We start from the raw sequence: 13,174 nt of genomic DNA on the forward strand, positions 1-13,174 counted from the left end.
CCCCGTTAACATCAGGAGCCTATTATGAAGCCAGCAAAAATTGCGGTTATTACCCTGTTCTTATTTATGGCTATCGGCGGGATCAGCGGCGTTATGCTTGCCGGTTACTCCTTTATCGTTCGCGGCGGTGTCGGCTGATTCGCTGATTCAGCCGCTCAAACCCGCGGTCGACCACGATCGCCGCCAGCGCCACCAGCAGCGCCCCCTGCAGAACATAGGCGGTATTAAACCCGCTCAGGCCAATGACGATCGGCGTGCCGAGCGTATTGGCCCCGACGGTTGAGGCAATCGTCGCCGTCCCCATATTGACGATCGTCGAAGTGCGAATACCGGCCAGCATCACCGGCGCCGCCAGCGGCAGCTCGACTTTTACCAGCCGCTGCCAGCCGGTCATCCCCATACCCTGCGCCACCTCAAGTGCCCCCGAGGGCACCGCGCTCAGGCCCGCCAGAGTGCCCTGCAGCACCGGCAGAATGCCGTACAGCGCCAGCGCAATCAGCGCCGGCTCCCAGCCAAAACCCAGCACCGGAACCGCAATCGCCAGCACCGCCACCGGCGGAAAGGTCTGCCCCATGGCGGCGATGGTCTCCACCAGCGGGCGAAATTCGCGGCCCGCGGGGCGGGTTACCGCAATCCCCGCGCCTACGCCGATAAGCGTTGCCGCGAGGCTGGAGAGCGCCACCAGCCAGCAGTGGGCGAGGGTCAGGGCCAGAAAGCTCTGCTGCTGATAGACCGGACGCGGCAGCTCCGGAAACAGGGCGCTAAACAGCGGCGCGCTGTAGGGAAGCGCCAGCAGAATGGCGATAAACAGCGCCAGCAGCCACAGTAGCGGATCACGCAGAGCCTTCATGCCGACCCCCCTCGCGCAGCAGATCGGCGAAGTGCAGCGTCCCGCAGGCGGCCCCCCGTTCATCCACCACCGGCAGCACCTCGCGGCGGTGGGCCACGAACAGCGACAGCGCTTCGCGCAGCGTCATCGCCACGTTGAGGGTATCGCCGGCGAGACGTTCATCGCGACGCAGATAGTCGCCGACGCCGCGCAGCGACAGCAGGCGCACGCCAAGCTCGCTGCGGCCAAAAAAGGTCTCAACAAAGTCGTTCTTCGGCTGCAGCAGCATCTGCAGCGGCTCCCCCTGCTGCACCACTTCCCCGCCGTCCATCAGCACCAGGTGATCCGCCAGCCGCAGCGCCTCGTCAATATCGTGGGTGACCAGGACAATGGTGCGCCCCAGCAGCCGGTGAATGCGGATCATCTCCTGCTGCAGCGCCTCTCGGGTCACCGGATCGAGCGCGCCGAAGGGTTCGTCCATCAGCAGCACCTCCGGATTGGCCGCCAGCGCCCGCGCCACGCCAACCCGCTGCTGCTGGCCGCCGGAAAGCTGGTGCGGATAGCGTGCCCGCAGCGTGGCCTCCAGCCCCAGCAGCGCCATCAGCTCATCAACCCGCGCCGCCACTTTTTGGCGCGGCCACTTCTGCAGCTGCGGGACGGTGGCGATATTCTGCGCCACCGTCCAGTGGGGAAACAGGCCTATCGACTGGATGGCGTAGCCCATCCGCCGACGCAGCGCCAGCACCGGCTGCTCGCGGATATCCTGACCGGCGAAGCGGATAGTGCCGCTGTCGTGCTCGACCAGCCGGTTGATCATCTTCAGCGTCGTCGACTTGCCCGAGCCCGAGGTGCCGATCAGCACCGAGAATGCCCCTTCCCGCAGATGCAGGTTGAGGTTTTTCACCGCCGGCTGCCCGGCAAACGATTTGCTTACGCCGTCAAATTCAATCACCGGCCTCTCCTTTTAGCAACGCGCCCCACAGCGCAAAAAGCGCATCCACCACCACCGCCAGTGCGATCGTCGGGATCACCCCGAGCAGCACCAGGTCCAGGGCGCTGCTGAGCAGGCCCTGGAAGACCAGGGCGCCAAATCCTCCGGCGCCGATCAGCGCCGCCACCACCGCCATACCGACGGTTTGCACGCTCACTACCCGCAGGCTGCGCAGCAGTATCGGCAGCGCCAGCGGCAGCTGTACCTGCCAGAAGCGCTGGAAAGCGCTCATGCCCATCGCCGCCGCGCTTTCCAGCGCTTCGCGCGGCACCTGCTGCAGACCGGTGACCACGCCGCGCACCAGCGGCAGCAGCGCGTAGAGTACCAGCGCAATCAGCGCGGGCGCCGTTCCGGTGCCGGAGATGCCGGCCTCAGCCAGCGCGGGAAAGCGGCGCGTCAGGCCGGCAAGCGGCGCGATCAGCAGGCCAAAGAGCGCCACCGAAGGGATAGTTTGAATGACGTTGAGGCAGGTAAACACCGACGCCTGCCAGCGCGGCTGCCGCCAGACCCACACGCCCATCGGTACGCCGATGAGCAGAGCGGGCAGCAGCGTCCCGAGCAGCAGGAGTACGTGCTGGCGCAGGGCATCGTCAAAGATATCCTGGCGGTTGGCGTACTCTTTTAGCAGCGAGAGCGAGTCAAGTCTCCCCGTCGCCAGCAGGACGCAGGGAATGAGCCAGATTTGCGCATTGAGCAACCAGCGCCACAGGGTGCGTGCCGTCAGGCGCCGTATCGCATCGCTGGCCAGCAGCAGGCACAGCGCCAGCGACAGCCACAGGCCGCTGCCCGGCGAGGTGCGCGCCAGCGACGACCCGCTCTGCGCCAGCTGCAGCGCCGCCTGCCCGCCGCCGTACCACAGCAGCGGCAGCAGCGCATCGGCTATCAGGAAAGTTAACAGCAGCGGTAAGCGGCCCGGGAGCGCGCAAAACAGCAGGACGGCCGCCGCCATGCCCAGCTGCGCGGCGGCCAGCCACGGCCAGCTCTGCCACAGCCAGCGCGCCTCGCCGGAGAGCAGCCGGTTCGGCGCATAGTTAACAAACGGCAGCGCCACCATCATCAGCAGTAAAAGTGCCAGCAGCAGCGAAACGCGGTTATAGCAACGAATAGCCACCAAAACCTACTTCAACAGCCCTTTTTGCTGCAGATAGTCTGCGGCAACTTTCTTCGCGTCCAGCCCTTCCACCGCAATGCTGGCGTTGAGCTGCTGCAGCGTTTTTTCGTCAAGGCTGGCGAAGACCGGCTGCAGCCACTGCGCTATCTGCGGATAGGCCTTCAGCACCGCTTCGCGCACCACCGGCGCCGGGGCGTAGATCGGCTGCACGCCTTTCGGGTCGCTCAGCGTTTGCAGCCCGAGCGCGGCCACCGGCCCGTCGGTCCCGTAGGCCATCGCCGCGTTAACGCCGGAAGTCTGCTGCGCCGCCGCCTTGATGGTCACCGCCGTGTCGCCGCCGGCCAGCGACAGCAGCTGGCTTTGATTAAGCTTGAAATCGTAGGCCTTTTCAAAGGCCGGGAGCGCATCCGGACGTTCGATAAACTCCGCGGAGGCCGCCAGCTTAAATTCGCCGCCCTTTTGCAGATAGCCGCTCAGGTCGGCCAGCGAAGTAAGATGATTTTTTTGCGCCACATCCTGACGCACGGCGATGGTCCAGGTGTTATTGGCCGGTGCGGGCGTTAGCCAGATGAGCTTATTCTTCTCGGCGTCCAGGGTTTTGACCTTCTCATAACCCTGCTGCGCGTTTTTCCACGCTGGGTCGTTCTCCTGCTTAAAGAAGTAGGCTCCGTTGCCGGTGTACTCAGGATAAATATCTAATTCGCCCGCGGTAATGGCGCCGCGCACCACCGGCGTGGTGCCAAGCTGAATTTTATTCACCGTTTTTACGCCGTGGCTCTCAAGAACCTGCAAAATAATATTGCCCAGCAGCGCCCCTTCGGTGTCAATTTTTGAGCCCACTTTAACCGGCTCCGCCGCCTGCAGCGGCAGGCTCACCAGGGCTGCCAGCGCCAGCGCGCCCGACCATTTGCTTGCAATCCTCATCCCGCTTCCCTCTTTAATTTGCGCTCCATTTACAGAAGCTTAAGAGAAAAGCGTAGCCCAAATGCGCGATGAAAGGAAAAGAAAAGGCCGGTTACCCGGCCTGATAGAGGAGCAAAGTCGGCGCATCGCGCCGGCCCGAACTAGAGCAATTCAAACTCGCCCTGCTTCACGCGGGCGGAATCGACGCCGATAAAGACGTTGAATTTGCCCGGCTCGGCGGCGTATTTCATTTTCTGGTTCCAGAACTTCAGGGCGTCAACCTCAATCGGGAAGCTGACGGTTTGCGTCTCGCCCGGCTTGAGGGTCACGCGCTTGAAGCCGCGAAGCATTTTCACCGGACGGCTCATCGAGGCGGTCACGTCCTGCAGGTACAGCTGGATAACCGTGGCCCCTTCGCGCTTGCCGGTATTGGTCACCTGCACGCTGGCGGTCACGCTGCCGTCGGCCTGCATGGTCGGTGCCGACATTTTGACGTCAGAGACGCTGAAGGTGGTGTAGCTCAGGCCGTAGCCAAACGGGTAGAGCGGGCCGTTGGCCTCGTCGAAGTAGCGCGAGGTGTACTTGTTCGGCTTGTCGGCGTTGTAAGGACGACCGGTATTGAGGTGGCTGTAGTAGACCGGGATCTGCCCGACCGAGCGCGGGAACGACATCGGCAGCTTGCCGGACGGATTGGCGTCGCCGAACAGCACGTCGGCAATGGCGTTGCCGCCTTCGGTGCCGGCAAACCAGGTCTCCAGCATCGCGTCAGCCTGCTGATCCTCTTTGACCAGCGCCAGCGGGCGGCCGTTCATCAGCACCAGCACCAGCGGTTTACCGGTGGCTTTGAGGGCGCTGATTAAATCGCGCTGGCTCTGGGGCAGCGTGATATCGGTGCGGCTGGAGGCCTCGTGCGCCATCCCCTGCGCTTCTCCGACAACCGCGACGACCACGTCGGACTGCTTCGCGGCGGCCACCGCCTCGTCGATCATCGCCTGCGGCGTGCGCGGATCGACCTGCACCGCTTTCTCATACAGGTTGAGGAAATCAACGATGCCTTTATCGTCGGTCACGTTGGCACCGCGGGCGTAAAGCACCTTGCCCCGATCGCCGATCGCCGTTTTAATCCCGGTGAGCACGGTCACCGACTGATCGGCAACCCCTGCCGCCGACCAGCTGCCCATCATGTCTCGCTTGCTGTCGGCCAGCGGCCCGATAACCGCCACGGTGGCCGATTTTTTCAGCGGCAGCGTCTCGAGACGGTTTTTCAGCAGTACCAGGCTTTCACGCGCCACTTCCCGGGCCTCTTTACGATGCAGGCGGCTTTCGGCGTTGGTGTCCTGCGGGTCTGACTCCTTCGGCCCCAGGTGGCTGTACGGATCGTTGAACAGGCCCATATCGTATTTGACGTTAAGCACGTGGCGCGTCGCGTCGTCCAGCTCCGCCATCGTCACCTTGCCGGACTTCACCAGATCCGGCAGGTATTTGCTGTAGTACTCGTCGCTCATGCTCATATTGATGCCGGACTTCAGCGCCACGCGCACCGCGTCTTCCGGGTCGGAGGCAACGCCGTGCTTGATAAGCTCTTTGATCGCCCCGTGGTCGGAAACGGTAATGCCCTTAAAGCCCCAGTCGTCGCGCAGCACCTCTTTGAGCAGCCACGCGTCGGAGGTGGCCGGGGTGCCGTTGAGCGAGTTAAGCGCCACCATGACCGCGCCGCTGCCGGCATCCAGCCCCGCTTTGTACGGCGGCATATAGTCGTTGAACAGGCGCTGCGGGCTCATATCGACGGTGTTGTACTCTTTACCGCCCTCCACCGCGCCGTAGGCGGCGAAGTGCTTGACGCTGGTCATCACCGAGTAGCGGTCCGCCGGGCTCTTGCCCTGCATCGACTCAACCATCGCCTTACCCATCATGGTGGTTAAATAGGTATCTTCGCCAAAGCCCTCGGAGGCGCGTCCCCAGCGCGGATCGCGGGAGACATCCACCATCGGCGCCCAGGTCATGTTGAGGCCATCGTCGGCGGCTTCATAGGCCGAAATACGCCCGACGGTATTCACCGCGTCGAGGTTAAAGGAGGAGGCCAGTCCGAGGCTAATCGGGAAGACGGTGCGCTGACCGTGGAGCACGTCGTAGGCGAAGAACAGCGGAATTTTCAGCCGGCTGAGCTGCATGACCTGGTCCTGCATCACGCGGATATCCGAGCGGGTCACGGTGTTAAAGATAGCCCCGACCTGGCTCTCTTTGATCATCTCGCGGATCGCCTCTTTCGGGTTATCCGGCCCGACGCTAATCAGTCGCAGCTGGCCTATCTTTTCGTCCACCGTCATCTTCTTCAGCAGTTCGCTGACGAAGGCATCCCGCGCCTGCGGAGTCAAAGGATGGTTGCCGAACAGTTCATCCGCCAGCGCGGGTTGCAGCGCCAGGCTAACGGCGAGGCCTACAGTACAGAGCCATTTCATGGTTATCTCTCTTTCTTCCAGTAGCGAGGATTTTGGCGAAACCTATACTTTATCAATTTCGAACCGCGGCGCTCGTCGTCCCGACGCCGGCCCGTAAAGGGCGAGGCCGGCGGCGCGCAGCTGGTAAGGCGACAAGTATAATAAAAACCGCAGTTTGCCATAAACATAGGCGAGACGCCTGTAGAAAGCTCGGCTTCTGCTCTGATTTTTCGCAACATTCTTGCACCAAATTGTCATACAAAGCGCTATTCTTAGTGCAGAATTTTTTGTCCCACCACAAGGAGTGGATCATGTCATCTGCAGCAACACCCCAAAACAACGCATTTCTGACAGAGCTGGCGCGACTGGTTGGCTCCTCGCATCTGCTCACCGATCCGGCCAAAACTCAGCGCTATCGCAAAGGATTCCGCTCCGGCCACGGCGACGCGCTGGCCGTGGTCTTTCCCGGAACGCTGCTGGAACTCTGGCGGGTGCTGAGCGCCTGCGTGGAGGCCGATAAAATTATTCTCATGCAGGCGGCGAATACCGGCCTCACCGAAGGCTCCACCCCCAGCGGCAACGATTACGATCGCGAGATCGTGATTATCAGCACCCTGCGCCTCGACAAGCTGCATCTGCTGGGTAAGGGCGAGCAGGTGCTGGCCTTCCCGGGCACCACGCTCTATTCGCTGGAGAAGGCGCTGAAGCCGTTTGGCCGCGAGCCGCACTCGGTGATTGGCTCCTCCTGCATCGGCGCATCGGTCATCGGCGGCATCTGCAATAACTCCGGCGGCTCGCTGGTTCAGCGCGGCCCGGCCTATACCGAGATGTCGCTGTTTGCGCAGATTGATGAAAGCGGCAGGCTGCGCCTGGTTAACCACCTGGGCATCGATCTCGGCACCTCCCCGGAGCAGATCCTCAGCCGTCTCGACGACGAGCGCATTAAAGATGAAGACGTCCTGCACGACGGCCGCCACGCCCACGATCATGATTACGTTACCCGCGTGCGCGACGTCACCGCCGACACGCCGGCGCGCTACAACGCCGACCCCGACCGCCTGTTTGAGTCCTCGGGCTGCGCCGGCAAGCTGGCGGTGTTTGCCGCCCGTCTCGACACCTTCCCGGCGGAAAAGCGCCAGCAGGTGTTTTATATCGGCAGCAACAGGCCTGAAGTGCTGACCGAAATCCGCCGCCATATTCTTGCTGAATTTAACAACCTGCCGGTGGCGGGAGAATATATGCATCGCGATATCTACGATATCGCCGAGCGCTACGGCAAGGACACCTTCCTGATGATCGACAAGCTCGGCACCGACAAAATGCCGTTCTTCTTCACCATGAAGGGCCGCACCGACGCGATGCTGGAGAAGGTGCCGCTGTTTAAGCCGCACTTCACCGACCGCTTTATGCAAAAAATCGGTCACGTTTTCCCGGCGCACCTGCCGGAGCGAATGAAAACCTGGCGCGATAAATATGAGCACCACCTGCTGCTGAAGATGGCGGGCGACGGCATCGAGGAAGCCCAGGCGTGGCTGACGGAGTACTTTAAAGAGGCCGAGGGCGATTTCTTCGTCTGCACGGCGAAGGAAGGCAGCAAGGCGTTCCTGCACCGCTTCGCCGCGGCGGGTGCCGCCATCCGCTACCAGGCCGTTCACGCCGACGAGGTGGAGGATATTCTGGCGCTGGATATCGCCCTGCGCCGCAACGACACCGAGTGGTTTGAGCATTTGCCGGCCGAAATCGACAACCAGCTGGTCTATAAGCTCTATTACGGCCACTTTATGTGCCACGTCTTCCACCAGGACTACATCGTTAAGAAAGGCGTGGATGCCCACGAGTTGAAGGAGAAAATGCTGGAGCTGCTAAAAGCGCGCGGCGCGCAGTATCCCGCCGAGCACAACGTCGGGCATCTTTACGAAGCGCCGGAGAGCTTAAAGCAGTTCTACCGCCAGAACGACCCGACCAACAGCATGAACCCGGGGATCGGCAAAACCAGCAAGCAAAAATACTGGGGCGAGCGCCAGGAGAGCGACGGCAGCGCCTCGTAGGCGCAGAGGCTAACCGCGAACGTCTTCGGCCTGACTTCGCCCGCGGGCAAGCAGGCCGAAGAACGATCCCTGCCGGGGCTATTCATCTACCGGGGTTATGTATTACGCTGCATGCCGAAGAAAACGCGTCCCCGGTAAACCTGGCTTAAGGAGCCCCACCATGTCCGAAGCGGATATGTTACACAGCGCTGAATTAGAAATCCGCGAAGCCCTGCCCGATGATGCTCACGCCATCGCCGCGCTGTACGTCTGGCACGTCCTCAACGGGCGCGCCTCCTTTGAAGATATTCCCCCCACCGTCGACGAAATGCGCAAGCGGATTAAAACCGTACGCGACAACGGCCTTCCGTGGCTGGTGGCGCTGTGGCGTGGGTCCATCGTCGGCTACTGCTACGCCACCTTTTACCGCCCTCGCCCGGCCTATCGCTACACCCTTGAAGAGTCGATTTACGTCGAATCAGGCATGGGCGGACGCGGCATCGGCAGCGCCCTGCTGTCGCAGCTCATCGCGAAGTGCGAGCAGGGGCCGTGGCGGCAGATGCTGGCGATCATCGGCGACGGGCACAATAACGCCGGCTCGCTGGCGATCCACAAAAAATTTGGCTTTAGCGTGGCGGGGCAGCTGCGCAGCGTAGGCTACAAGATGGGCGACTGGCGGGATACGCTGATTATGCAGCGCCGGCTTGGCGACGGCGACCTGACGATCCCGGAGTAGATTTGGGCGAAAACCCGCAGCGGCGTCGCCTGCGGGGAGAGCGCAAAAGCGCCGGGACGGGCAATCCCCGAGCCGGCGCTTTGGGCAAAGCCTGGCGTGCGATTAATCGTTCTGCGCGGTCTGCGCGCCGCCTTTCAGCATCGCATCCGCCATCTGCGCTTCACGCTGCTTTTTATAGCTCAGAGCCGAAGCCGGAACCGGCATCACCTTCCCGGTCTCAATCCACGTCCGCAGGCGGCTGGCGTCGGCAAAGTGCGTATATTTGCCAAACGCATCCATCACCACCAGCGCCACCGGGCGCTGATTAATTACCGTGCGCATGATCAGGCAGTGGCCCGCGGCGTTGGTAAAGCCGGTTTTGGTCAGCTGAATATTCCAGTTATCGCGATACACCAGGTGGTTGGTGTTGCGGAACGGCAGCGTGTAGGCCGGCTGGGCGAAGGTGGCCATATCCTCTTTGGTGGTGCTCAGCTGGCCGATCAGCGGATACTGCTCGGTGGCAATCAGCAGTTTGGTCAGATCGCGCGCGGTCGAGACGTTGTGAATCGACAGGCCGGTCGGTTCAACGTAGCGCGTATGGGTCATGCCCAGCGCCTGCGCCTTGGCGTTCATCGCGCGAATAAAGGCGTCATAGCCGCCGGGATAATGGTGAGCGAGGCTCGCGGCGGCGCGGTTTTCTGAAGACATCAGCGCCAGCAGCAGCATGTTGCGGCGGCTGATTTGGCTGTTCAGGCGCACGCGCGAATAGATCCCCTTCATTTCCGGGGTATGGCTGATGTCCACGCTCAGCATCTCATCCAGCGGCAGATGGGCATCAAGAACCACCATGGCGGTCATCACTTTGGTGATGGAGGCCATCGGGCGAACCAGATCCGGCTGGCTCTGGTAGACAATTTTTTTACTCGCAAGATCGACAATCATCGCGCTACCGGAAGCGATATCCGGCTGCATGGCGTGAACGGTCGCGGGGGTTTTTGCTATCGCCTGGGGCGCAAAAGGAACAGCCAGCAGCAAAGTCAGGCTGAGCAAAGAAACTCGAAATTTCGGCATGGTGAGCATTCTGAAAAGTATTTTTGCACGTTTGTACGTACGCTGCGGCGCTGAAGCAAAAACGCCGCTGGCGGGAGCAATCATACCGCGCCACGGCCGCGCCTGGCTAATAAGAATAGTGAGCAAATGCTGCATTGCCAGCATAAAAATCCATTTATGCTGGCAATGTATGTTGTTAGAACAGCCGGTAGCCGTAGCCCCACAGGATAACGGTTATCGCCAGCAGCACTTCCAGCACCAGCACCCCGATTGCGAGGGTGGAGCTGGCAAAGCTTAGCCCCTCTTCACGATTGATACTCAGGAAGGTTGGGATCCCGAGATAGAGCAAGTAGCCGGTGTAAAACAGCGCCACCGTGCCGACAAACGCGCACAGCCACACCAGCGGATAGAGCGCCACGATCCCGCTTAAAAACAGCGGCGTCGCGACGTAGCCTGCAAACACCATGCAGCGTTTTAGCGAAGGCCGCTGCGGATAGCTTCTCGCCATCCACCAGATGACCCGCCCCATCACCGCCACCCCGGCGAGCATCACGGCATAAAACAGCACCGCGAGCGCCAGCCCGGTAAACAGCGACGGTTTTATCACGGTGCCATCGCCGAAGTTCCAGCCCAGCTGCGTGGTGCCAATAAACGCGCAGATAACCGGAACCGCCGCCATGACCAGCACGTGGTGCGTGTAGTGATGCGAAATCGTTTCGTTTTCGCTCTTGATAACGCTCATCTCTTGATTCGGATGAGAGAAGAGTCCCCAGACATGGTTCATAGCGTCCCCCTTGTCACGGCTTCGTACAGCAGTGATACAAGTATAATTCACCCTGAGAGATTATTTTGTGTACAGCGATAAAAAGGCACTTAACCTCATTTTAAGCGCCAGGGTGTATGCTTAGGCTTTAGGGGCAAAACGTCGCGTCATTCAGGACGGGTAAGAGTGGCGGCCGGGCCGGGCACAGGCCGCGCGCCGACGCTACCGGAAAGATGCCGCGAGGAGGGAGAATTTTTTGTATGGATATCAATAACCTGATTTCCCATTATGGCTACGCTGCGCTGGTCATCGGCAGCATAGCGGAAGGCGAAACTATCACCCTCCTTGGCGGAGTGGCGGCGCATCAGGGCTTATTGAAGTTTCCGCTGGTGGTCATTTCCGTGGCGCTCGGCGGGATGATTGGCGATCAGCTGCTGTACCTGCTCGGCAGGCGCTTTGGCGGCCGGCTGCTGCGACGCTTTTCCCGCCAGCAGGCGCGGATCCGTAAGGCGCAGCGCATGATCCAGCGCCGCCCCTACCTGTTTGTCATCGGGACGCGCTTTATGTACGGCTTTCGCATCATCGGCCCGCTGCTGATCGGCGCCAGCCGCCTGCCGCCGAAGGTCTTTCTGCCGCTCAATATCCTCGGGGCGATCGTCTGGGCGCTGCTGTTCACCACCCTCGGCTACCTGGGAGGAGAAGCCATTGGCCCGTGGCTGCATCATCTTGACGGTCATCTCAAGCACGCAGTCTGGCTGATCCTTGCGGTTGTGCTGGTGATCGCCGCGCACTGGTGGCTGAAGCGCCGCGAGGCGCAAAGGAAAGAGTAGACGGGCGCCCCGGCCGGCGTCTTCGCCGCCGGGGAAAAGGGGATTATTTCGCGGCCTGGCGGTAGCCGCCGCCCAGCGCAGAGGTCAGCTGAATGTTGGCGTCCAGCCACTGACCGTGCAGGCGCAGCGCGGAAATCCGCTCTTCGAGCGCCGGCAGCTTCGCCATACTCACTTTCGAACCCGGCAGGATCCCGGCGTTCATCCGCGCCTGCGCCAGATCCACCATCCGCCGGGCGTCTTTTTCGACCTGCTGCTGCTGCTGATTTTTCTCCATCAGGGTCTCTACCTGGCTCGCCGCCTTCGCTACCTGATTCACCGCGTCAACGACCGCTTTGTTATACTTTGCCACCGACAGATTGTTCTGCGCGCTGACGATATCCAGGTTGGCGTTCAGGCGGCCGCTATCAAAAATAGGCAGCGTCAGGCCCGCTGAGAGCCCCATCTGCTGCGCCGAGTGGCGGAACAGATCGCTTAAGTGCAGGGCATCCTGCTGCAGGAAGCCCATCAGGTTAATATCCGGATAGAACGCCGCTTTCGCCGCATCCACCTCGCTTAAAGAGGCTTCGATATACCAGTGCGCCTCCTGCAGATCCGGGCGGCGCGCCAGCAGCTCGTAGCCCAGTTCGGTCGGCATCTGCGTGCTGACGGCGGGCAGAGGCGCCGGACGGAGGTTCAGCGCCCGGCTCTGGCTGTTGGTTAAGGCCATCAGACGCGCCTCAATCTCCTTCATGCTGCCGGTGACATCGGCCAGATGCTGATCGGTTTTGCTGACGTTGATATCGTTCTCCGCCCCCTCAACCGAGTTGGTGATCCCACGCTGGTACAGCGCGCGATCGACGCTGACGATATTGTTCTGCTCATCCTTCAACTGCTGCAGCACGTTTTTCACCGCCGCCTCGGTCTGCCACTGCCAGTAGAGACGCGCCACGCTGCTGGCCAGCAGCTCCCGGGTTTGCGCCTGCTCGGCTATCTGCGCCTTCACTTCGCCGATGCGGGCCTTCACCAGCGCGCGATTTTTCCCCCACAGATCCAGATCCCAGCCCGCCGTCAGGCCGAAGGTGCCGTTGGTGTACCACGGCCCGGTGTTGCCATCGGTATCGGTCGCGAAAGGCCCCATCAGCCCCTCTGAGGACATTTTCTGCCGCTCAACGTTGGCGGAAAAGTCCATCTCCGGGCCAAGGTTGGCCTGCGACATCCGCGCCTGGGCTTCCGCCAGCTTTATCCGCTGGTCGGCAATCTGCATATCCGGCGCGTTGGCTAAGGCGCGCTGAATCAGGCTGTTCAGCTGCGGATCGCGGTACTCTTGCCACCAGCTGTCGTGCGGCCAGCCGTTTTTCACGCTGGCCGGCAGCTCCGTTGCCACATGGGAGGCAGGTGTCTGCTGCTGCGGCGCAGTGCCGGTATCGTGTGACGGCGCGCAGCCGGCCAGCGCAATGACCAGGGGCAGCCCGGCGATAACGCGTTTGCTCAGATTCAGGTTCATGAGATAGGTCAGATTACTTAATAAGGTCGGTTAT

The 13,174-nt window shown here is 61.5% G+C and carries 12 protein-coding genes; 4 read left to right on the plus strand and 8 right to left on the minus strand.

What is annotated here, in order from left to right:
- Positions 1-24: 24 nt before the first annotated feature.
- Positions 25-138, plus strand: a complete 114-nt coding sequence (locus M2416_RS22175; RefSeq protein WP_071844955.1) for a protein YohO — start codon at positions 25-27, stop codon at positions 136-138.
- Here the strand turns inward: M2416_RS22175 and M2416_RS22180 are convergent.
- The 5 genes from M2416_RS22180 to bglX all read right to left on the minus strand — a co-directional run bounded on the left by M2416_RS22180 (position 113) and on the right by bglX (position 6,293).
- On the minus strand, positions 113-850 hold the full coding sequence (locus M2416_RS22180; protein ID WP_041146451.1) for an ABC transporter permease: 738 nt from the start codon (positions 848-850) through the stop codon (positions 113-115). The genes M2416_RS22175 and M2416_RS22180 overlap by 26 nt on opposite strands.
- Positions 834-1,781, minus strand: coding sequence for an ABC transporter ATP-binding protein (locus tag M2416_RS22185; protein WP_045855838.1), 948 nt, complete (start codon positions 1,779-1,781; stop codon positions 834-836). Before M2416_RS22185 ends, M2416_RS22180 begins: the two co-directional genes overlap by 17 nt.
- Positions 1,774-2,931 carry an ABC transporter permease gene (locus tag M2416_RS22190; protein WP_259226815.1) on the minus strand — a complete coding sequence of 386 codons (1,158 nt, stop codon included), beginning with the start codon at positions 2,929-2,931 and terminating at the stop codon, positions 1,774-1,776. Before M2416_RS22190 ends, M2416_RS22185 begins: the two co-directional genes overlap by 8 nt.
- 6 nt (positions 2,932-2,937) lie before the next feature.
- Positions 2,938-3,855 (minus strand): glycine betaine ABC transporter substrate-binding protein OsmF, encoded by a 918-nt coding sequence (gene osmF / locus M2416_RS22195; RefSeq protein ID WP_259226817.1) that lies wholly within the window; start codon positions 3,853-3,855, stop codon positions 2,938-2,940.
- Positions 3,856-3,995: 140 nt separating this feature from the next.
- Positions 3,996-6,293: a beta-glucosidase BglX gene (gene bglX / locus M2416_RS22200; RefSeq protein WP_259226819.1), complete on the minus strand. Its 2,298-nt coding sequence runs from the start codon at positions 6,291-6,293 to the stop codon at positions 3,996-3,998.
- A 290-nt stretch (positions 6,294-6,583) separates the two neighbouring features.
- Between bglX and dld the strand changes: the two genes are divergently transcribed.
- Both dld and M2416_RS22210 read left to right on the plus strand, forming a co-directional pair.
- Positions 6,584-8,320 (plus strand): D-lactate dehydrogenase, encoded by a 1,737-nt coding sequence (gene dld, locus M2416_RS22205; protein ID WP_259226821.1) that lies wholly within the window; start codon positions 6,584-6,586, stop codon positions 8,318-8,320.
- 160 nt (positions 8,321-8,480) lie between these two features.
- Positions 8,481-9,035, plus strand: a complete 555-nt coding sequence (locus M2416_RS22210; RefSeq protein ID WP_041146457.1) for a GNAT family N-acetyltransferase — start codon at positions 8,481-8,483, stop codon at positions 9,033-9,035.
- Positions 9,036-9,137: 102 nt separating this feature from the next.
- Here M2416_RS22210 and pbpG read toward each other — a convergent pair whose 3' ends face one another.
- Positions 9,138-10,085 (minus strand): D-alanyl-D-alanine endopeptidase, encoded by a 948-nt coding sequence (gene pbpG / locus M2416_RS22215; RefSeq protein WP_095100767.1) that lies wholly within the window; start codon positions 10,083-10,085, stop codon positions 9,138-9,140.
- 175 nt (positions 10,086-10,260) lie between these two features.
- Positions 10,261-10,848: a Yip1 family protein gene (locus M2416_RS22220; protein WP_041146458.1), complete on the minus strand. Its 588-nt coding sequence runs from the start codon at positions 10,846-10,848 to the stop codon at positions 10,261-10,263.
- 239 nt (positions 10,849-11,087) lie between these two features.
- Between M2416_RS22220 and M2416_RS22225 the strand changes: the two genes are divergently transcribed.
- The gene (locus M2416_RS22225; RefSeq protein ID WP_128877558.1) at positions 11,088-11,657 is read left to right on the plus strand and encodes a DedA family protein; all 570 of its coding nucleotides are present in this window, start codon (positions 11,088-11,090) and stop codon (positions 11,655-11,657) included.
- 43 nt (positions 11,658-11,700) lie between these two features.
- On the opposite strand, the gene mdtQ is transcribed toward M2416_RS22225, so the two are convergent.
- Positions 11,701-13,140 (minus strand): multidrug resistance outer membrane protein MdtQ, encoded by a 1,440-nt coding sequence (gene mdtQ, locus M2416_RS22230; protein ID WP_076945724.1) that lies wholly within the window; start codon positions 13,138-13,140, stop codon positions 11,701-11,703.
- Positions 13,141-13,174 lie beyond the last annotated feature (34 nt).

Source organism: Klebsiella sp. BIGb0132 (assembly GCF_024810075.1).
Lineage (GTDB): Bacteria > Pseudomonadota > Gammaproteobacteria > Enterobacterales > Enterobacteriaceae > Klebsiella > Klebsiella terrigena.

What these genes read in the sequence shown, in the direction of transcription:
- M2416_RS22175 (WP_071844955.1), top strand. Translation starts at nt 25, where the DNA reads ATGAAGCCAGCAAAAATTGCGGTTATTACCCTGTTCTTATTTATGGCT.
- M2416_RS22180 (WP_041146451.1), bottom strand. Translation starts at nt 850, where the DNA reads ATGAAGGCTCTGCGTGATCCGCTACTGTGGCTGCTGGCGCTGTTTATC.
- osmF (WP_259226817.1), bottom strand. Translation starts at nt 3,855, where the DNA reads ATGAGGATTGCAAGCAAATGGTCGGGCGCGCTGGCGCTGGCAGCCCTG.
- bglX (WP_259226819.1), bottom strand. Translation starts at nt 6,293, where the DNA reads ATGAAATGGCTCTGTACTGTAGGCCTCGCCGTTAGCCTGGCGCTGCAA.
- dld (WP_259226821.1), top strand. Translation starts at nt 6,584, where the DNA reads ATGTCATCTGCAGCAACACCCCAAAACAACGCATTTCTGACAGAGCTG.
- M2416_RS22210 (WP_041146457.1), top strand. Translation starts at nt 8,481, where the DNA reads ATGTCCGAAGCGGATATGTTACACAGCGCTGAATTAGAAATCCGCGAA.
- pbpG (WP_095100767.1), bottom strand. Translation starts at nt 10,085, where the DNA reads ATGCCGAAATTTCGAGTTTCTTTGCTCAGCCTGACTTTGCTGCTGGCT.
- M2416_RS22220 (WP_041146458.1), bottom strand. Translation starts at nt 10,848, where the DNA reads ATGAACCATGTCTGGGGACTCTTCTCTCATCCGAATCAAGAGATGAGC.
- M2416_RS22225 (WP_128877558.1), top strand. Translation starts at nt 11,088, where the DNA reads ATGGATATCAATAACCTGATTTCCCATTATGGCTACGCTGCGCTGGTC.
- mdtQ (WP_076945724.1), bottom strand. Translation starts at nt 13,140, where the DNA reads ATGAACCTGAATCTGAGCAAACGCGTTATCGCCGGGCTGCCCCTGGTC.